The 18,432-nt window shown below is 70.7% G+C and carries 18 protein-coding genes and 1 pseudogene; 8 read left to right on the forward strand and 11 right to left on the reverse strand.

Annotated features, from left to right (window positions below):
- Positions 1–117 precede the first annotated feature (117 nt).
- A complete protein-coding gene (treZ, locus tag RC2_RS10520; protein ID WP_072681449.1) occupies positions 118–1,893 on the forward strand; it encodes a malto-oligosyltrehalose trehalohydrolase in 1,776 nt (591 codons plus the stop codon).
- Here treZ and RC2_RS10525 read toward each other — a convergent pair.
- The gene (locus RC2_RS10525; protein WP_068149443.1) at positions 1,869–3,404 is read right to left on the reverse strand and encodes an MFS transporter; all 1,536 of its coding nucleotides are present in this window, start codon (positions 3,402–3,404) and stop codon (positions 1,869–1,871) included. The two genes, treZ and RC2_RS10525, sit on opposite strands and share 25 nt — an antisense overlap.
- An 80-nt stretch (positions 3,405–3,484) precedes the next feature.
- Between RC2_RS10525 and RC2_RS10530 the strand changes: the two genes are divergently transcribed.
- Positions 3,485–4,057 carry a TetR/AcrR family transcriptional regulator gene (locus tag RC2_RS10530; protein ID WP_068149441.1) on the forward strand — a complete coding sequence of 191 codons (573 nt, stop codon included), beginning with the start codon at positions 3,485–3,487 and terminating at the stop codon, positions 4,055–4,057.
- Here RC2_RS10530 and ilvA read toward each other — a convergent pair.
- Positions 4,045–5,283: a threonine ammonia-lyase IlvA gene (ilvA, locus tag RC2_RS10535; protein ID WP_068149523.1), complete on the reverse strand. Its 1,239-nt coding sequence runs from the start codon at positions 5,281–5,283 to the stop codon at positions 4,045–4,047. The genes RC2_RS10530 and ilvA overlap by 13 nt on opposite strands.
- A gap of 136 nt (positions 5,284–5,419) precedes the next feature.
- Positions 5,420–5,854, reverse strand: coding sequence for a nitroreductase family deazaflavin-dependent oxidoreductase (locus tag RC2_RS10540; protein ID WP_068149439.1), 435 nt, complete (start codon positions 5,852–5,854; stop codon positions 5,420–5,422).
- Positions 5,855–5,994: 140 nt separating this feature from the next.
- On the opposite strand from RC2_RS10540, the gene RC2_RS10545 reads away from it, so the two are divergent.
- Positions 5,995–6,228, forward strand: coding sequence for a hypothetical protein (locus tag RC2_RS10545; RefSeq protein WP_068149436.1), 234 nt, complete (start codon positions 5,995–5,997; stop codon positions 6,226–6,228).
- A gap of 260 nt (positions 6,229–6,488) precedes the next feature.
- Here RC2_RS10545 and dnaE read toward each other — a convergent pair whose 3' ends face one another.
- Positions 6,489–10,022 (reverse strand): DNA polymerase III subunit alpha, encoded by a 3,534-nt coding sequence (dnaE, locus tag RC2_RS10550; protein WP_174552312.1) that lies wholly within the window; start codon positions 10,020–10,022, stop codon positions 6,489–6,491.
- Between the two features lie 118 nt (positions 10,023–10,140).
- Positions 10,141–11,082 (reverse strand): EamA family transporter RarD, encoded by a 942-nt coding sequence (gene rarD, locus RC2_RS10555; RefSeq protein WP_068149434.1) that lies wholly within the window; start codon positions 11,080–11,082, stop codon positions 10,141–10,143.
- Positions 11,083–11,171: 89 nt separating this feature from the next.
- Here rarD and RC2_RS19290 point away from each other — a divergent pair.
- Positions 11,172–11,264 (forward strand): annotated as a pseudogene (locus tag RC2_RS19290) (DUF2256 domain-containing protein); the annotation flags it as partial.
- Positions 11,265–11,288: 24 nt separating this feature from the next.
- A complete protein-coding gene (locus RC2_RS10560; protein WP_245811093.1) occupies positions 11,289–11,564 on the forward strand; it encodes a DUF3253 domain-containing protein in 276 nt (91 codons plus the stop codon).
- A 16-nt stretch (positions 11,565–11,580) separates the two neighbouring features.
- Here RC2_RS10560 and RC2_RS10565 read toward each other — a convergent pair whose 3' ends face one another.
- Positions 11,581–12,348, reverse strand: coding sequence for an MBL fold metallo-hydrolase (locus RC2_RS10565; protein ID WP_245811068.1), 768 nt, complete (start codon positions 12,346–12,348; stop codon positions 11,581–11,583).
- A 137-nt stretch (positions 12,349–12,485) separates the two neighbouring features.
- On the opposite strand from RC2_RS10565, the gene RC2_RS10570 reads away from it, so the two are divergent.
- On the forward strand, positions 12,486–13,178 hold the full coding sequence (locus RC2_RS10570; protein WP_308125318.1) for a hypothetical protein: 693 nt from the start codon (positions 12,486–12,488) through the stop codon (positions 13,176–13,178).
- Here the strand turns inward: RC2_RS10570 and RC2_RS10575 are convergent.
- The 4 genes from RC2_RS10575 to lspA are packed head-to-tail and all read right to left on the reverse strand — an operon-like array spanning position 13,168 to position 15,979.
- A complete protein-coding gene (locus RC2_RS10575) occupies positions 13,168–13,848 on the reverse strand; it encodes a SanA/YdcF family protein (RefSeq protein ID WP_072681458.1) in 681 nt (226 codons plus the stop codon). The two genes, RC2_RS10570 and RC2_RS10575, sit on opposite strands and share 11 nt — an antisense overlap.
- On the reverse strand, positions 13,845–14,480 hold the full coding sequence (locus tag RC2_RS10580) for a hypothetical protein (protein ID WP_068146578.1): 636 nt from the start codon (positions 14,478–14,480) through the stop codon (positions 13,845–13,847). The genes RC2_RS10575 and RC2_RS10580 overlap by 4 nt, the downstream gene beginning before the upstream one ends.
- Positions 14,481–14,483: 3 nt before the next feature.
- The gene (locus tag RC2_RS10585; RefSeq protein WP_068146579.1) at positions 14,484–15,410 is read right to left on the reverse strand and encodes an RluA family pseudouridine synthase; all 927 of its coding nucleotides are present in this window, start codon (positions 15,408–15,410) and stop codon (positions 14,484–14,486) included.
- Positions 15,407–15,979 (reverse strand): signal peptidase II, encoded by a 573-nt coding sequence (gene lspA / locus RC2_RS10590; protein WP_371828681.1) that lies wholly within the window; start codon positions 15,977–15,979, stop codon positions 15,407–15,409. Before lspA ends, RC2_RS10585 begins: the two co-directional genes overlap by 4 nt.
- A gap of 122 nt (positions 15,980–16,101) precedes the next feature.
- On the opposite strand from lspA, the gene RC2_RS10595 reads away from it, so the two are divergent.
- A complete protein-coding gene (locus RC2_RS10595) occupies positions 16,102–17,052 on the forward strand; it encodes a hypothetical protein (RefSeq protein WP_371828680.1) in 951 nt (316 codons plus the stop codon).
- Positions 17,053–17,054: 2 nt separating this feature from the next.
- Positions 17,055–17,825 (forward strand): sensor domain-containing protein, encoded by a 771-nt coding sequence (locus RC2_RS10600; RefSeq protein WP_068147121.1) that lies wholly within the window; start codon positions 17,055–17,057, stop codon positions 17,823–17,825.
- Positions 17,826–17,935: 110 nt separating this feature from the next.
- Here the strand turns inward: RC2_RS10600 and RC2_RS10605 are convergent, their stop codons facing one another.
- Positions 17,936–18,406 carry a WKL family lipoprotein gene (locus RC2_RS10605; RefSeq protein ID WP_261767923.1) on the reverse strand — a complete coding sequence of 157 codons (471 nt, stop codon included), beginning with the start codon at positions 18,404–18,406 and terminating at the stop codon, positions 17,936–17,938.
- Between the last annotated feature and the right edge of the window lie 26 nt (positions 18,407–18,432).

The following is an 18,432-nucleotide window of genomic DNA, read 5'->3' on the forward strand; positions in this document are numbered from 1 at the left end:
TGATTCCCCCCGGAACACGGTCCCCGACGAACCGTGGCGCGCTCACCGTAGCGCGACGTCGGTCATACCGGACGGTGTTCGGGTGTGGACGAGCCGTCGCCCGGGTACCGGGGACGCATGAGCCCCTCCCCGTCCTCGGACACCGCCGCCACTCGCACGTTCTCCGTGTGGGCGCCGACCCCCGACCGCGTGCGCCTGCACCTCGACGGCGAGTTGCACGAGATGCGCGAGACGGACGGCTGGTGGTCGGTGGACGTGGCCGCGGCCGACGGGGCGCGGTACGGCTTCGTCCTCGACGACGACGACGCGGTGATCCCCGATCCGCGCTCGCCCCGCCAGCCCGACGGGGTGCACGAGCCGTCGGCGGTGTTCGACGTCGACCGCACGGCGTGGACGGACGACGGGTGGACCGGTCGCCCGTTGGCGGGCGGGGTCCTCTACGAGCTGCACATCGGCACGTTCACCCCGGAGGGCACGTTCGACGCCGCGATCGACAAGCTCGACCATCTGGTCGACCTGGGCATCACGTTCGTGGAGGTCATGCCGGTCAACGGGTTCAACGGCACCCACAACTGGGGGTACGACGGCGTTCTCTGGTACACCGTGCACGAAGGGTACGGCGGTCCGGCCGGACTGCAGCGCTTCGTCGACGCCTGCCACGCCCGCGGGCTGGCCGTCGCGCTCGACGTGGTCTACAACCATCTCGGCCCGTCCGGCAACTACCTGGAGAAGTTCGGCCCGTACCTCGCCGAGGGTGCCAATTCCTGGGGCCGCACCGTGAACGTCGCGGAGAGCGGATCGGACGTGGTGCGGCGGTACATCGTCGACAACGCCCTGCGCTGGTTCGACGAGTTCCACATCGACGCCCTGCGACTCGACGCCGTCCACGCCCTCGCCGACACCACCGCGGTGCACATCCTCGAACAGCTGGCCGTCGAATCCGAATCGCTGTCCGCACACGTCGGACGTCCGCTGTCGCTCGTCGCCGAGAGCGATCTGAACGATCCGACACTGATCACCCCGCGCGCGGGCGGCGGATACGGTCTGACCGCCCAGTGGGACGACGACGTCCACCACGCGGTCCACGCGGCGGTGTCCGGCGAACGGCAGGGTTACTTCGGCGACTTCGGCTCGATGTCCTGCCTCGCCACGACGTTGAGTCACGGGTTCTTCCACGCCGGCACGTTCTCGTCGTTCCGGGGCCGGGTCCACGGCCGACCGGTCGATCCGCGGGTGCTGCCGGCCAGTTCGCTGGTCGCCTACACCACGACGCACGATCAGGTGGGCAACCGCGCGATCGGTGATCGGCCGGGCCACTACCTCACCACGGGTCAGCAGGCCGTCAAGGCCGCCCTGATCCTGCTGTCCCCTTTCACGCCGATGCTCTTCATGGGCGAGGAATTCGACGCGTCGTCGCCCTTCCAGTTCTTCACCTCGCACCCCGAACCCGAACTCGGGAAGGCGACTGCCGAGGGCCGCAAGGCCGAATTCGCCTCGCACGGCTGGGATTCCGACGACATCCCTGATCCGCAGGACCCGGCGACCTTCGAGCGATCGAAGCTGAACTGGAGCGAGGTCACGGAGGGGAAGCACGCTCGACTGCTGGAGATCTACCGGAGCCTGCTCGCCCTGCGTGCCGAACGCCCCGAGTTCACCGACCCGTGGCTGACGAACGTCCGGGTGGACCACGACGAGGACGAACGCTGGATCGTGGTGCACCGCCGACGGGTCGGGACGCCGGGGCGAGGGACGGCGCTGGTCTGCAACCTGTCCGACGCCCCGGTCACCGTCCCGGTGGGCGGTACGCCGGTGCTGTGGTCGAGCGAGTCGACCAGCGACCGCACCGGCTCGTCCACCACCGTGCCCGGTCACTCCTTCGTCGTGCTGACCTGACTCGACCGCCCGCGCAGTGCCCACGCCACCAGCGCCGCGTTGGCGAGGAGAATCGCCGCGGTGACCGTCGCCGCGGCGTGCATCCCGTCCACGAACGCCGCCTGCGCGGAGGCTCGCAGCACGTCCCCGACCTCGCCGGGGAGCGACCCGGCGAGTGCGACGGCTTCGCCCAGCGTCTCGCGGGCGTGCCCGGCGTTCTCGGCGGTCAGGCCCGTGACGTCGACGCCGGAGCGGAAGATGCCCAGGACGACGGACCCGAGAACGGCGACACCCAGCGCGATACCGAGTTCGTACGCCGTCTCCGACACGGCCGAGGCGGCGCCGGCGCGTTCGGGGCGAACCGAGCCGATGACGAGGTCGGACGTGAGGGTGAGGGCCAGGCCGGCCGCGACACCGACGGCGACGAAGGCCGCGACGAACGTCAGGCGACCGTCGATCGTCCCGAGCCGCGTCAGCACCAGCGCGCCGAGCGCGCCGATCAACAGGCCCGCGGTGAGCACCGTGCCGGGCTGCCACCGCCGGACGAGGTAGGCGGCGAGCAGCGACGCCGCCATGTTGGCCGCGGTGCCCGGGATCAGGAACAGGCCGGCGGCCAGCGGTGACAGTCCGAGCACCGACTGCAGGTACTGCGAGCCGAAGAAGAGCACGCCGGCCAGCGCGAAGATCGACAGCAGGTTCGTGATCACGGCGGTCGAGAACTGCCGCTGCGCGAACAGGCTCAGGTCGATCATCGGCGAGGTCGAGCGGCGCTGCCGTCGGACGAACGCCCAGCCCGAGGCCAGGCCGACCAGAGCGATCGGCAGCAACTCGACACCGAGACCGTGCGCGACGGCCTCCTTGACGACGTAGACCAGCGGCACGATCGCCACGATGGACAGGACGGCGCCGAGCAGATCGAATGCGCCCGGCGCGGGGTCCTTCGACTCCGGGATCGCGATCGGGCCGGCGACGACGAGCACGATCATGACCGGCACGTTGATCAGGAACACCGACCCCCACCAGAAGTGCTCGAGCAGCACGCCACCGATGACGGGACCTGCCGCGGCGCCGCCCCCGGCCATCGCGCCCCACACGCCGATGGCGAGGGTGCGTTCGCCGGGGTTCGTGAACATCGACCGGATCAGTCCGAGAGTCGCGGGCATGAGCGTGGCCCCGGCGACGCCCTGCATGATGCGGGCGGCGATGAGCATGGCGGGGTCGACGGCGAACGCCGCCACCACCGAGGACAGCCCGAAGCCCACCGAGCCGATCAGCAGGAGCCGCCGGCGCCCGATCCGGTCCCCGAGCGTGCCCATGGTCACCAGGAGACCGGCGAGCACGAACGAGTAGATGTCGATGATCCACAGCAACTCGGTGCCGGAGGGCTGCAGATCGGCGCTGAGGAACGGCAGCGCGATGTCGAGCACCGTCCCGTCGACGGCGACCAGCATGACCGCTCCGGCGAGGACGCACAGGCCCACCCAGTCACGGCGCGTGGCGCGCGCGGCGTCGGGGGCGACGGACACAGACACGAGAACTCCTTCCAACCGTCCAGCCGGTACAGCGGACGGAGCGAGCATAGCAACGACCGTCCAGCCGGTACAGTGAGATCATGGCCACGGAGACTCGGGACCGCATCCTGGACGCACTCGAGGACATCCTGGTGCGCGACGGCACCGACAAGGCCACCCTGGACGCCGTCGCCGCGGGCGCCGGGGTGTCCAAAGGTGGTCTGCTGTATCACTTCCCGAGCAAGGACGCGATGATGGCGGCCATGGTCCGGCGCCTCGCCGAGCGGGCCGAACGCAAGCGCCTGCAGGCGGCGGACGCCGGTGCGTCCCTGGCCGAGTGGTACCTCTCCCCGCCCGTCACGCCGTCGACGTCCCGCCGCACCGACGACACTGTCCCCGACGACGATGCGGTCGAGATCGCGCTCTTCCGGTCCACCCTCGCGGCGTTCCGCAGCACGGACGGCGCACCGGGCGCGGTCCAGGATGCCGTCGTCGAGATGATGGGGATGTACGACCGCGTGCTGCAGGACGAGTTCGACGATCCCGTGCACGCGGAGATCGTGCGCCTGGTGGGCGACGGGCTGTACCTGGCCGCGCTCGTCGGGCTACCGGGGCCGGATCCGGACCTGCACCGCCGCGTCGTCGAGCGGTTGCTCCGCAATCAGGTCAGGTAGCGGTACGCGGGGGTGCCCGGCTCGAGATGCTCGACGTGCATCGGCGACGATTCCATCCGCTCGAGCAGCGCCGACAGCCCCTCGGCGGCACCCAGTTCGACGCCGACCAACGCCGCACCGGTCTCCCGGTTGTTGCGCTTGACGTACTCGAAGAGAGTGATGTCGTCGTCCGGGCCCAGCACCGAGTCGAGGAACGTGCGCAGCGCGCCGGGTTCCTGCGGGAAGTCGACCAGGAAGTAGTGCTTGAGGCCCCGGTGCACCAGTGACCGTTCCAGGATCTCGCCGTATCGGGACACGTCGTTGTTGCCGCCCGACACCAGACACACGACGGTGGCACCGGCGGGGATCGACGTCGCGGTCAGGGCCGCCACGGACAGAGCGCCCGCCGGCTCCGCAATGACACCTTCGCTCTGATAGAGGTCCAGCATGGCGGTGCAGATGGCGCCCTCGTCGATCTGCACCACCTCCGCCTCGCGCGCGGACAGCACGGCGTACGGCAGCGCTCCGATGCGGCGTACCGCGGCGCCGTCGACGAACGGGTCTATCTCGTCGAGCGTGACCGGTCCCCCGGCGACGAGCGCGGCCGTGAGGGATGCCGCGCCGGCCGGTTCGGCCGCCACGAGCCGGGTGTTCGGCGAGCGCTCGGCGAGGTACGTCGCGATTCCCGCGGCGCAGCCGCCGCCGCCGACCGGGACCACCACGACGTCGGGCGCGGTGTGCAGTTGCTCGAGAATCTCCGCGGCGATGGTCCCCTGCCCGGCCGCGGTCCGCGGATCGTCGAACGGCGGAACGATGGTCGCCCCGGTCCGGGCCACGTCCTCGGCCGCGGCCGCCGCGGCGGCGTCGAAGGTGGAGCCGACGCTGATGACCTGCACCAGATCGCCACCGTGGAACGCGATGCGGTCGCGCTTCTGACGCGGCGTCGTGGTCGGCACGTAGATGCGACCGCGGACGCCGAGCATGCGGCACGCGAAGGCGACTCCCTGCGCATGATTGCCGGCGCTCGCGGCGACGATGCCCGCGGCACGCTCGGCCTCGGTGAGCTGCACCATGAGGTTGTAGGCGCCGCGCAGCTTGTAGGACCGCACCCGCTGCAGATCCTCACGCTTGAGGAACACCCGCGCGTCCGTGGCCGCCGACAACCTCTCGCACGGCTCCAGCGGAGTCACCGTGGCGACGCCGCGGAGGCGGTCGGCGGCGGCGTCGACGTCGACTGCAGTGGGCAGGGCCGTCTCGGCGTGCGCGGCCCCCGACGGTGCCGACGGTGCTGTCGGTGCCGCCGCGGGTCCGGAGGTGGTGCTCACGATCACGCGGACCATGCTGCCACGTCGAGAACGGCCCAGTTCGGCGGGCCGGACCGGCTCAGCGCGGTTCGAGGACGAAGACCGGGATCTCCCGGTCGGTCTTCTTCTGGTACTCGGCGTAGTCGGGGAAGGCCTCCACGGCGCGGTCCCACCACTCCTGCTTCTCGGCGCCGTGCACCTCGCGGGCGGTCATGTCCCACTTCTGCGTCTTGTCACGCAGCTCCACATGAGGCTCGGCCAGCACGTTGTAGTACCAGACGGGATGCTTGGGCGCGCCGCCCAGCGAGGCCACCGCGGCGTACTTCCCCTCGTGCTCGACGCGCATGAGCGGGGTGCGGCGCAGCTTGCCGCTCTTGTTGCCCACGGTGGTCAGGAGGACGACGGGACGACCGTTCAGCTCGGTCCCCTCCGTCCCTCCGGAGTTCTCGTAGAGGTCCGCCTGCTCGGCGGCCCAGGTGGACGGACTCGGTGCGTACTCACCCTGTAGCGGCATGCTTCCAGTAGACACAGCCTTGCTCGCGACGGCAACCGAATCGGCTCCCAGCAGTGGAGTTCGGGTGGCCGAACTTTGCCGTGCGTGTACGCTGATCTACAGAGATCGGTCCACCACGACGAGGCACTTCGGGAGGCGACATGACCACGTTCGATGCGGGCGCTGTTCAGCGCCGCGGGTCCGTCCGCACGGTCGACCTGGCGGGCACGCCGTGGCCGGTGTGGAAGCTCGAAACCCTCGTGGTGGGGCTGGTGCTCGCCGTGGCCGTCGGATCGGTCACCGCGCTGCACGTGGGTGTGCTGACGGGAGCCGCAGCGGCCGTGCTGCTCTGGATCGTCCTGCCCCTGACCGAACGGTCGCATCACCGCCTCTGACGGCACCTCCGACACGGACGACGGCGCCCGCTCCCCGATGACCGGGGGCGGGCGCCGTCGTCGTCTCGAACTCGGTCGAGGCGGCAGGACTCAGAGGCCGAAGGGCAGTACACCGGGGGCCAGGTAGAACCCGCTCGACCCGGCGGCGATGCCGCCGATGCCGCTGAGAATCAGATTGATGAAGTCGGTGATCACAGGGGCGTCCTTTCGTTGACGTGATGTCGTGCGTCGACGCCCTCGACGGTACCGACGGGTACTGCTCAGGCCGTGAGGCAGCCCGGACCCAGCAACGCCTTGAGGTCCCCCATGAGCGCCGAGGACGGCGTCACCCGCAGCTTCTCGTCCACCTTGAGGACCGTCACGCGGTCGCCGCTCATCAGACGCAGGTGGACGTCGGACGTCCCGGGGTGACTGGCCAGCACGCGCTTGAGCGCGCCGACCTTGTCCGCCGTGCAGAGCCGGGTGGGCAGACTGACCGCGAGAGGCTTGGCGACCCCCACCGCGGAGAGGTCCGGCACCGCGAGGTCGTTGGCGATGAGCGAGATCCGATCGTCACGCGCGGAGACGCGCGCCTTGACCAGGACGACGGAGTCCTCGGCGACGTCGGCGCCGAACACCGAGTACGCCTGCGGGAAGAACAGCACCTCGATCCCGCCGTTGAGGTCCTCGAGCTGAGCCGACGCCCACGTCAGGCCGTTCTTGTTCACGCGGCGATTCACCGAGGCCAGGATGCCGCCGACCGTGACCTGCGTGCCGTCCTTGAGTCCACCCTCGAGAATGGTGGGAATCGCCGTGTCGGACTGCGCGGCCAGCACGTGCTCGACACCGTTGAGCGGGTGCCCGGAGACATAGAGCCCCAGCATCTCTCGCTCGAGCGCCAACCGGTGCTTGGTGTCCCACTCCTCGTCCGGGATCTTGACGTTGAACACGCTGGTGACGGACTCGTCGGCGTCCACTCCGCCGAACAGGTCGAACTGCCCGATGGCTTCGGCCTTCTTGGTGCCGAGGACGGAGTCGATGGCGTCGGCGTGCACCAGCACCAGCCCCTTGCGGGGATGACCGAGCGAGTCGAAACCGCCGGCCTTGATGAGGGATTCGGTGACCTTCTTGTTGCACGCGGTGGCATCGATCTTGGCGAGATAGTCGGAGAAGTCGGTGAACTTCCCCTTCTCCGTGCGCGCCGCGATGATCGACGACACCACGTTGGCTCCGACGTTGCGCACCGCGCCCATGCCGAAGCGGATGTCCTCGCCCACCGACGCGAAGTTCTGCTCGGACTCGTTGACGTCCGGCGGCAGCACGGTGATCCCGAGCTTGCGGCAGTCGGCCAGGTACACCGCGGCCTTGTCCTTGTCGTCGCCGACGGACGTGAGCAGCCCGGCCATGTACTCGGCCGGGAAGTTGGCCTTGAGGTACCCGGTCCAGTAGGAGACGAGGCCGTAACCCGCGGCGTGCGACTTGTTGAACGCGTAGCCGGCGAACGGGAGAATGGTGTCCCACAGCGCCTTGATGGCGGGTTCGGAGAAGTTGTTGCTCAGCATGCCTTCTCGGAATCCCGCGTAGGCCTCCTCCAGCACCGAGAGTTTCTTCTTGCCCATCGCGCGCCGCAGGATGTCGGCCTGACCCAGCGAATACCCCGCGACCTTCTGAGCGATCTGCATGATCTGCTCCTGGTACACGATCAGCCCGTAGGTGTCCTTCAGGATCTCCGCGAGCGGCTCCTCGAGCTCGGGGTGGATCGGGGTGACCTCCTGGCGGCCGTTCTTGCGATCGGCGTAGTCGTTGTGGGCGTTCATGCCCATCGGACCCGGGCGGTACAGGGCGAGCACCGCGACGATGTCCTCGAAGCCGGTGGGCTGCATGCGGCGCAGCAGGTCGCGCATCGCGCTGCCGTCGAGCTGGAACACGCCGAGGGTGTCGCCGCGCGCGAGCAACTCGTACGTCGCGGGATCGTCGAGGCCGAGCGTGTCGAGATCGACCTCGATGCCGCGATTGGCCTTGATGTTGTCGATCGCATCCCCGATGACCGTGAGGTTGCGCAGGCCGAGGAAGTCCATCTTGAGCAGGCCGATGGCCTCGCACGACGGGTAGTCCCACCCGGTGATGATCGCGCCGTCCTGCGGCCGTTTCCACACCGGAATGGCGTCGGTGAGCGGCTCGGAGGACATGATCACCGCGCAGGCGTGGACGCCGGCGTTGCGAATCAGCCCCTCGAGACCCCGAGCGGTGTCGTAGATCTTGGCGACGTCCGGGTTGGACTCGATGAGCGAGCGCACCTCGGCGGCTTCCTTGTACCGCTCGTGCGTGGGATCGGTGATGCCGGCGACCGAGATGTCCTTGGCCATGATGGGCGGCGGCAGCGCCTTGGTGATCTGGTCCGCGATGGCGAACCCGGGCTGGCCGAACTGCACGCGGGCGGAGTCCTTGATGGCCGCCTTGGTCTTGATGGTGCCGAAGGTGATCACCTGGGCCACCCGGTCGCTGCCCCACTTCTCGGTGGCGTAGCGCACCATCTCGCCGCGGCGACGATCGTCGAAGTCGATGTCGATGTCGGGCATCGACACACGCTCGGGGTTGAGGAACCGCTCGAAGAGCAGACCGTGCGGCAGCGGATCGATGTTGGTGATGCCCATCGCGTAGGCGACGAGCGACCCGGCGGCCGAACCACGACCCGGTCCGACGCGAATCCCCACCTCGCGGGCGTGCTTGATGAGGTCACCGACGACGAGGAAGTACGCCGGGAAGCCCATCTCGAGGATGACGGCGATCTCGTACTTCGCCCGATCCCGGTACTCCTGCGGGACACCGTCGGGGAAGCGCCACTCGAGACCGCGCTCGACCTCCTTGGTGAGGAAGGAGCCCTGGGTCTCGCCCTCCGGCACCGGGAAGATCGGCATGCGGTCCCGGTGCTCCCACACGTCGTCGTAGGACTGCACGCGCTCGGCGATGAGCAGCGTCGAGTCGCACGCGCCGGGTACCTCGGAGTCCCACAGCGCGCGCATCTCCTCCGCCGACTTGAGGTAGTAGCCGTCCCCGTCGAACTTGAAGCGGGTGGGATCCGAGAGCGTCTTGCCGGTCTGGATGCACAGCAGCGCTTCGTGATTGGTGGAGGCGTCCTTGGTGACGTAGTGGCAGTCGTTCGTCGCGAGAGGCGGGATGCCGAGCTGCTCGCCGATGCGCAGCAAGCCCTCCCGCACGCGACGCTCGATGGACAGCCCGTGGTCCATCAGCTCGAGGAAGAAATTGTCCGGACCCCAGATCTCCTGCCACTTGGCCGCGGCCTCGAGCGCCTCGCGCTCGTGCCCGAGGCGGAGGCGAGTCTGGATCTCGCCGGACGGGCATCCGGTGGTCGCGATGATGCCCTCGGCGTGCGTGGCGATGAGCTCCTCGTCCATGCGCGCCCACTTGCCCAGCTGCCCCTCGATGGACGCGAGCGACGACAGCTTGAACAGGTTCCGCAGACCGGTGGCGTTCTCCGCCACCATGGTCATGTGCGTGTAGGCGCCGCTGCCCGACACGTCGTCCGACTTCTGACTGCGATCGCCCCACAGCACACGCTTCTTGTCGAAGCGCGACTCCGGCGCGATGTACGCCTCGATCCCGATGATCGGTTTGATGCCGGCCTTCTTGGCCTCGTTGTAGAACTCGCTGGCCCCGTACATGTTGCCGTGGTCGGTCATCCCCACCGCGCTCATGCCCAGGCGCTGCGCCTCCGCGAACAGCGGCGCGATCTTCGCGGCGCCGTCCAGCATGGAGTACTCGGTGTGATTGTGGAGATGAACGAAGTCCGACACGGGAGCCACTCTAAGCCGTCGGACCGACACGATTCGCCGCACACGCGGACCGGTGCCCGAGTGACGGAAGGGGCACCCGGGAGCCGCCGCCGAGGACCTGCGGAGACGGCGCCGACGGTCACCGGCCGGGGTCCGCGACCACCGCCTCGGCGGGCACGGTGGCCACCCGGTGGGACCGCATCCGCCGGATCGAGCCCACGGTGAAGACCACCAGCGCGCACCAGATCAGGGCGAATCCGACCCACCGCGAGGCCGGCATGTCCTCGTGCAGGACCAGCACACCCCAGGCCATCTGCAACCCCGGTGTGAGGTACTGGAGCAGGCCGAGCGTGACCAGGGGGATCTTCTGCGCGGCGACCCCGAACAGCAGCAACGGCACGGCCGTCACCGGGCCGGCGGTGAGCAGCAGCGCCGCGTGCCACGGCCCCTCCGAGAACGCACCCGCTCCCCCGCTCACGCCGAGCCAGACGAGGAACACCACCGCGACCGGCGCGGCCACCAGACCCTCGGCCGTGAGCGACGTGGTGGGTTCGAGCGGCACGATCTTCTTCATGACGCCGTAGCAGGCGAAGGACAGGGCGAGGGTCAACGCCACGACCGGCGGCCGCCCGTAGTCGATCGTGAGGACGACCACGGCGATCGCCGCGAGGACCAGCGCCGCGATCTGGGACCGCGCCAGCCGCTCACGGAAGATCACCACCCCGAGCAGCACGCTGACCAACGGATTCACGAAGTACCCGAGCGCGGCCTCCACGACCCGACCGGACGAAACGGCGTAGATGTAGGTGCCCCAGTTGATCGCGATGAACGCGGACGCCGACGCCACCACCGCCCACGTGCGCAGCGACAACCCGCGCAGCGTGCCGAGCCGACCGAGCACCGCCATCACGACGGTCATCAGCACCAGCGTCCACACGATGCGATGCGCGAGCACCTCGAGGGCGCCGGCGAAGCTCAGCAGACCGAAGTACGCGGGGAACAGGCCCCACAGACCGTAGGCGCCCACACCGGCGGCCGTGCCCACGGTGGTGGTCGGTCGCGAGGACGACTGTCGTTGCACTCGCTCACGCTAGCCCCGGCCCCCGACCCCGACGACGGGGCACGGGCACAATCGAGGAGGTGGCCCACCGCAAGCGCGAGACGACGACCGTGCCGGAGAAGACCTGCGCCGTGTGCGGGCGCCGGATCGAGTGGCGCAAGAAATGGGAGCGCGACTGGGACTCGGTGAAGTACTGCAGCGATTCCTGCCGCGCCGACGCGCGCCGCGTGCTCGGGAGTGCCGAGTCCGGCCGCACGCCCGAGCACGATCTCGAGGGCGAGATCGGCCGTCTGCTCGACGCCCGCGCGCGGGATTCGTCGATCTGCCCGTCCGACGTCGCCCGCGCGGTGGCGCCCGACGACTGGCGTCCGTTGATGGAACCGGTCCGACGCGCCGCCCGCCGCCTGGTGGCCCGCGGCGAGGTGGAGATCACTCAGGGCGGGTCGGTGGTGGACCCGTCGACGGCCAAGGGCCCCATCCGGATTCGTCGACCGCGCACCTAGGCCCCGGCGACCGGCGTCACGCCACCCCGGCCAGTCGCCGAGCCCGGTCGACCGCCGCGTCGACCGATTCCCGCATCACCGGACCGTGCCCGGGGATCAGGACGGTCGCGTCCCGTCCGGTGAAGGCGTCGAGGGCGGCGATCTCACCGTCCCGGTCGTGCGCGAAGAGGTTCGGCAGCATCTGCGCGCCGACGCGACGGCACAGCGCGTGCCCGGTGATCAGGGCGTCCCCGGTGAGCAGCGCACCGGCATCGGGCAGGTGGTACGCCGTGTGTCCCGACGTGTGCCCGGGCGACGGGACGGGCACCGGCGCCCCCGGCAGGTCCAGCGCTCCCCCGCTGCCGACGACGGTCTCGAAGCCGTCCGCGTCGGGCACGGCACCGGAACGCGTCCCTCCGGCGCGGGCGATGCGCAGGGCCCAGGACGCCGCCCCCGGTCGCCAGATGTTGCGGACGACGTCGGCGGGGCCGGCCTGTTCGAGGTATTCCCGCCGCGCGTGCCGCGCCTCGACCGACGACGTCAGCACCGGCGTTCCGTACGTGGCCGCGAAGTGCGCGGCACCGCCGATGTGGTCGATGTGCGCGTGCGTCAACAGGATTGCGCGCACGTCCTCGGGCCGACGACCCAACCGCGCGAGGGACTCGATCACCGCACCGACGTACCGCGGGTACCCGGAGTCGATCAGCGTGACGTCGGTGCCGTCGACCAGCAGCGTCCAGTTCACGTCGGGCCCGGCAGCGACGTGGACGCCGTCGGCGACGGTCGTCACGGTGGGAGTGCTCACGACCGACGAGTATGGCCGTCCGCGACGGCAGGCGCAGGCGTATCCCATGACGTTGGTCACCCTCACCACCAAAAGCCGCTGGCGACAGCGGGTCCGGCCGTCGGGGGCCCGGCGGGTCTGCATTACTCTCGGTCGACGTGATCGACGACGTCTCCACCGGTTCCGACTCCCTCCCGCACGGCTCCGACACCCTCACCGTGTCTCGCAGCGACCACCACGCACCGCGGAAGTGGAGCCCCGGCGGGTGCGTCTGGTGCGGCAGCCGTGAGGACGTGCAGGACTTCGCGAACGAGCCGCGCTGCGCCGAATGCCGTGCGCACGAGTCGACCATCGACGCCGCGCGCCGGTTCCTCGGCATGTACGGCCTGCGCCCCCTCGGCGGCGCGGTCACCTCCGACGACGAGGAGGAACTCGAGCACCGGACGGCGGCCCGCACTGCCCGCGCCGCTCTCGAGCGCGTGCGTCTGCCGAAGCGTCCGGCCGCCGCCGACGTGCGGAGGTCCTCGTCCCGCGCCGGCGCAGCCGGGACGCTTCGCCCCGCGCACCCGCCGACCCCCGCCTCGCGCACCGCAGCCCCCGCGCCGCGTGCCGCCGCGACGCGCTCGACCCCGCCCGCGGGGTCCGTCACCGGGGTCGACGTCGCCGCCCTGGCCGACCGGGTCGCCGGGCTGCTCGATCAGCTGAGCGCGATCGACGCCGGCATCGCGGATGCCGAGGCCTCGAGCGGACTTCCCGCCCGCGCGCGCCTGAGCGACCTCACCCGCCAGCGGGCCACCGTGATGACCACCCTCGCGGCGTTGGAGAAGGCACGGCGCGGCGTCACCGGCTGACGAGCGCCAGAGCCCGTCGGACCGCGTCGGTCGGCGGTGACTCGACGGTCGGCGGCGTGTCGAGCAACCGGGTCGCCGCGGCCTTCGGCCTCGCCAGCAACTCGCGACCGAACTGACGGATCGCTGCCGGGCGCGACACCTCGACGGGAGCGTCGACTCCGTCGGCCTCGATCCCGGCGTCGCGACACTGGGCGAGCGCGCGGGCGGTGTGCATGCCCTGGCTGACCACCAGCGCCCGCGTGATCCCGTAGGTCCGCGCGGCCCGCAGACACGAGTCGCGGGTGTTCAGCCCGAACGGATCGGCCACGAGACGCGCGGGATCGATCCCCCGCGCCACGAGATCGTCGGTCATGGCGGCGATCTCGTCACCGGAGTCTCCGGATCCGTTGCCGGACAACAGCAGAACCTCCACGCGACCGGACTCGACCAGCCGTGCCGCGGCGTCGACCCTGGCCGCGAGATACCGCGCCGGCGCACCGTTCTCCACCCGTGCACCGAGCACGACGGCCACCGGTGCGGCGGGCGCATCGTCGACGCCGAACACGCGGCCTCGCGCGGTCGCCTCGATCCAGACCGTGCTCGCGACGATCGCCCCGACCACCGCCGCAGCCGTGAGCACCGTCGCCGCGCGCACGCCGCGCACGACGGACGGCCTCGAACGTCGAGTCATGCCGGCGGGACCGGTCCGTCGTCGGGCAGCACCGCCGTGCCCACCCGTTCCGGCCACAGCGGGCTCACCGACAGACGTCCGGCCACGGCATCGACCGGTGCGACCTCGACGGCGCGGACGCCGTCGGCAGTCGCGAGTCGAGCCAGGCTCGCCGCGGTGCCGCGGACGAGAACCCCGGCCACGCAGGCACAGTCGGCGAGCAGACGCGAGCGGACCAGCGCCGTCACGGTCTCTCCGCGCTCGTCCCGACCGGGCCCGAGACGAGACGCGGCATCACGCACCGCACGGGTCAGCACCGACTCGGTGTCCGGCACCGCCATCGTGAGCAGCGGCGTCTGCACCCGATCGACCGGCACGTGGACGAACACCTCGGACACCCGGACGTCGCCGACGAGACCGCGGATCTCGTCGGCCCGCAGCGACCGGGTGGGCGACACCAGCGCCCACCGCTCCTGCTCACCGTCACCCGTCGGCGGTTCGAGACGCGCACGGTACTCCGCCGCCGTCTCGTCGTTCCCCGGACCGAGCGCGTCGGTGGCGCCCGGGGCGCGGGAGGCGGGCGTCGTCACGCCGAGGACGAGGACGAGCGCGGCCAGCACCACGAGCGCCGCCGCCGACCCGATGCGCGCCACCGGTCAACCCGCTCGCAGAACGTCCAGGGCGTGCTGCAGGTCGGCCGGGTAGGGACTGGTGAACTCGACGTAGCGCCCGTCGGCCGGGTGCGTGAATCCGAGAGCACGCGCGTGCAACCACTGACGCTCGAGACCGAGGCGGGCGGCGAGCGTGGGGTCGGCACCGTAGGTGAGATCGCCGCAGCAGGGGTGGCGGAGCGCGGAGAAGTGCACCCGGATCTGGTGCGTCCGCCCGGTCTCGAGGTGCACGTCCAGCAGACTGGCCGCCTGGAACGCCTCCACGGTGTCGTAGTGCGTGATGCTCGGCTTGCCGTCCGCGGTGACCGCGAACTTCCAGTCGTTGCTGCGATGCCGACCGATGGGTGCATCGATGGTGCCGCTGCTCGGATCCGGATGTCCCTGCACCAGAGCGTGATAGCGCTTGTCGATGGTCCGCTGCTTGAACGCTCGCTTGAGCACGGTGTACGCGTGCTCGCTGGTCGCCACCACCATCACTCCCGAGGTGCCGACGTCGAGACGGTGGACGATGCCCTGCCGCTCGTGCACACCGGACGTCGAGATACGGAACCCGGCGGCCGCGAGACCGCCGATGACCGTCGGCCCGGTCCATCCCACGGAGGCGTGCGCCGCGACGCCGACGGGTTTGTCGACCACCACGATGTCGTCGTCGGAATAGAGGATCTCCATGCCCTCGACCGGCTGCGCCTCGACGGTGAGCGGCCGCGCCGGCTCGGGCAGCTGCACCTCGAGCCACGACCCGCTGCCCAGACGGTCGGACTTGGCGACGGCCGCACCGTCGACGCTGACCGACCCCTCCTCGGCGAGGGTTGCCACCACGGTGCGCGACAGACCCAGCAGCCGCGCGAGTCCGGCGTCGACGCGCATGCCGTCCAGTCCGTCGGGAACCGGCATGGACCGCACTTCCCTCACGCCGTCGCCCCCGACTGTCCCGGGCGGCCGCCTGCCTCGGTGCCGCGAGCGTCGGTCTCGGCGGTCGCCTCGGTGTCGGTCTCGTTTCGGCGTCGCGAGCCGTCCGGTTCGACCCCGAACAGCGACAGCGCGACGAGCAGCACCGCGCCGCAGACGATGGACGAGTCCGCCACGTTGAACACCGGCCACCACCCGACGGACACGAAGTCGACGACGTGGCCCTGCAGCGGGCCGGGCGAGCGGAAGAAGCGGTCGACGAGGTTGCCCAGTGCACCACCCAGGATCAGCCCCAGCCCCAGCGCCCACCACGGCGAGCGCAGAGTTCGGCCGATCCTGATCACGCCGATCACGACGGCCACGGCCACCAGTGTCAACACCCAGGTCATGCCCGTCGCGAGGGAGAACGCCGCGCCCGGATTGCGGTAGAGCACCAACTCGACGGTGTCCCCCACGATGCTCACGGGGCGACCCGGCTCGATGAAGGCGACGGCCGCGATCTTGGTGAGCAGGTCCGCGGCGAGAACGACGGCGGCCACGGTCAGCAGTCGTCTCGTCCGGAGTGGACGGATGGCGGTGGGATCCTCGGTCACGGGTCCATTGTCCCCTACCGGCCGAGCAGTACTCGACCCGAGCGGAGCCTGCGGAGCGAGCACTCACCGAGCGCTCAGGTTGTCTGGTTAGCCTGATTCCCGTGAGTACGCGTCTGTCTGCCCGGTTCCGTCGGTCTCGGCCCGGGCTCGTCCGTCCCCTGACCGTCGTGCTGACGGCGGCGGCGTTGGTGCTGGTCTCCGCGTGCGGGTCGGACGACGACTCGGCGCCGAGCGAGGACGTCACCCCGACCACCAGTGCGGTGACCCTGCCGGTGTCCGCGTCGACGACCACGCTGCTCGATCCGGGTGCGGAGCCGCGCAGCGTCGTGGCCCGCGAGGTGACGGACGAACCGCAGTCGGTGACGCTGGTGACGTCGTCGTCGATCGGGCAGCGGATCGACGCGGCGGAGTCGCAGGACTTCTCGACGCCGGAACTGACGATGCCGCTGACGGCGACCGCGTCGTCGGACGACGACGTCACGACGGTGTCGATGACGCTCGGCGCGGTGAGCTCGCCCGACGCGACGTTGCAGGCGGCGTTGCCTCCCACGGAGGGATCGACCGCCGGATTCTCCACGACCGGCACCGGAGCGGTCACCGCTCTGACCATCGACCCGGCGCCGGACGCGCGGGACATCGCGCGGTCCGCGGTGGAGCAGGCGTTGTCGCAGGCGGTGTACCGGGCGGTGCCGTTCCCCGCCGACCCGATCGGTGTCGGCGCGCGGTGGACGGTCACCCAGCAGGTGGTGAGCGGTATCGCGTTGACCCAGACCACCACCGCGACGCTGCGGTCGATCGACGACGGCGTGGCGCAGATCGACGTCGAGATCACCCAGGCGCCGGAGGACTCCGTCTGGGAGCTGCCCGACAACCAGGGCACGCTGAACATCGAGACGTTCGTCATGACCGGGGGCGGTTCCCTCACCGTGGACCCGAGGCGCCCGCTGCCCATCGCCGGCTCGGTCACGGTGGGCGGGGACCAGGTCTACCGCGATCCCAACAGCGCGACGACGCTGTCGCAGACCACCACGAACTCCATCGCGTGGCGGTGACCGTGCCTCGGACATCGGTTGCCCTGGTGGCGGGCGTGCTCTCGGTGGCGGTGGCCGCCGGATGCGGCACGGGAACACCGGACCCCGGCGGGAGCACCGAACCGGCACCTCCGCCGCCGCGCGTCGACCTCGCCCCCTTCGAGCGCGTGGCGGTCCCGTCGGTCGCGGCGGGCGCTGCGCCGATCGTGGACAACGCGTTTCTCGCCGGTCGTCTGCTCACGATCGCGGATCTGCCGGCCGGGTGGACGGGATACGACCTGCCCCCGCTCGATCCGTCGGCACCCGGCGCGACCGCGGAGGATCGCTCCAGCACCGACCCCGCGGACTGCGCGGCGGTTCTGGCGCCGATCGCGAGTGCGATTCCCGGCGGCATCAGCGCCGCGTCCGTGAGCTACGGCGGCCCGGACTTCACCTCGCTCGACCAGGACGCGGCGTCGTACGACGGGCCCGGTGCGGCGACGGCGTTCGGGCAGATCCAGGATTCGCTCGCCCGATGCGGGACGTTCAGCGGGACGGACGCCGACGGGGTCCGGGTCGACTATCGGGTGGGCGCGTCGGATCTGGTGTCCGGGCCGGGGGTCGTCTCCCCCGGTGACGCCGCCGTGGCGGCGCGCATCCAGGTCACGAGCGACGGGGTCGAGCTGACCACGGACGCGGTGATCACGCTGGTGGGGGCGACGGTCACGCAGATCGTGGCCACGGGGCTCGACCCGGTGGATCCCGAGCTCGTGCGGGGTCTCGCGACGACCGCGGCCGACCGGTTGCGTACCTGACCGGTGCGCGCTCGGTTCTGCCCACCCGGCAGGTGCCTACCCGGACCGGCCGAGACGACTCGGGCCCCGGCACCGCGAACGGTGACGGGGCCCGAGTGCAGGGCGGTGGATCAGGCCGGGCAGGCCGGCGAGCTCAGCTGTGCCAGGGACACGATGGCGCACGCGTTGTCGCGCGAGAGCTTCCACTGGCCGTCCTCGGCCACGTAGGTCACCTGGAGCGGGTTGACCTGGCCACCGAGGTCGATGGTGGCGTTGGAGCTGAGGGTGCCGTCACCGAGATCGGTGACGTCGAGGACCTCGATCTTCGCGTTGTTCACACGAGCGGCCTCGGCGACCTTGTTGATCAGCTCCGGATCTTCCTCGGCGCCCTGGACGTAGGAGACCTTCTGATCGAGCGGCACGGCCGGATCCAGGCTCTCCTGCAGGCGCTGGTTGAGCTCGGCCGCCGTCGGGACCGGGGGAAGATCGCCCGCCGGTGTCGCCGCGGTCGCCGACGTGGTGGTCGCTGCCGTCGTGGTGGCGGTGTCACCACCGTCGTCCGAGCTGCAGGCGGTCATGGTCAGTGCGGCGGCGACGGCCATGCCGGCCACCAGTGCGCGTCCGGTGC

The organism is Rhodococcoides corynebacterioides NBRC 14404 (assembly GCF_001894765.1).
GTDB lineage: Bacteria > Actinomycetota > Actinomycetes > Mycobacteriales > Mycobacteriaceae > Rhodococcoides > Rhodococcoides corynebacterioides.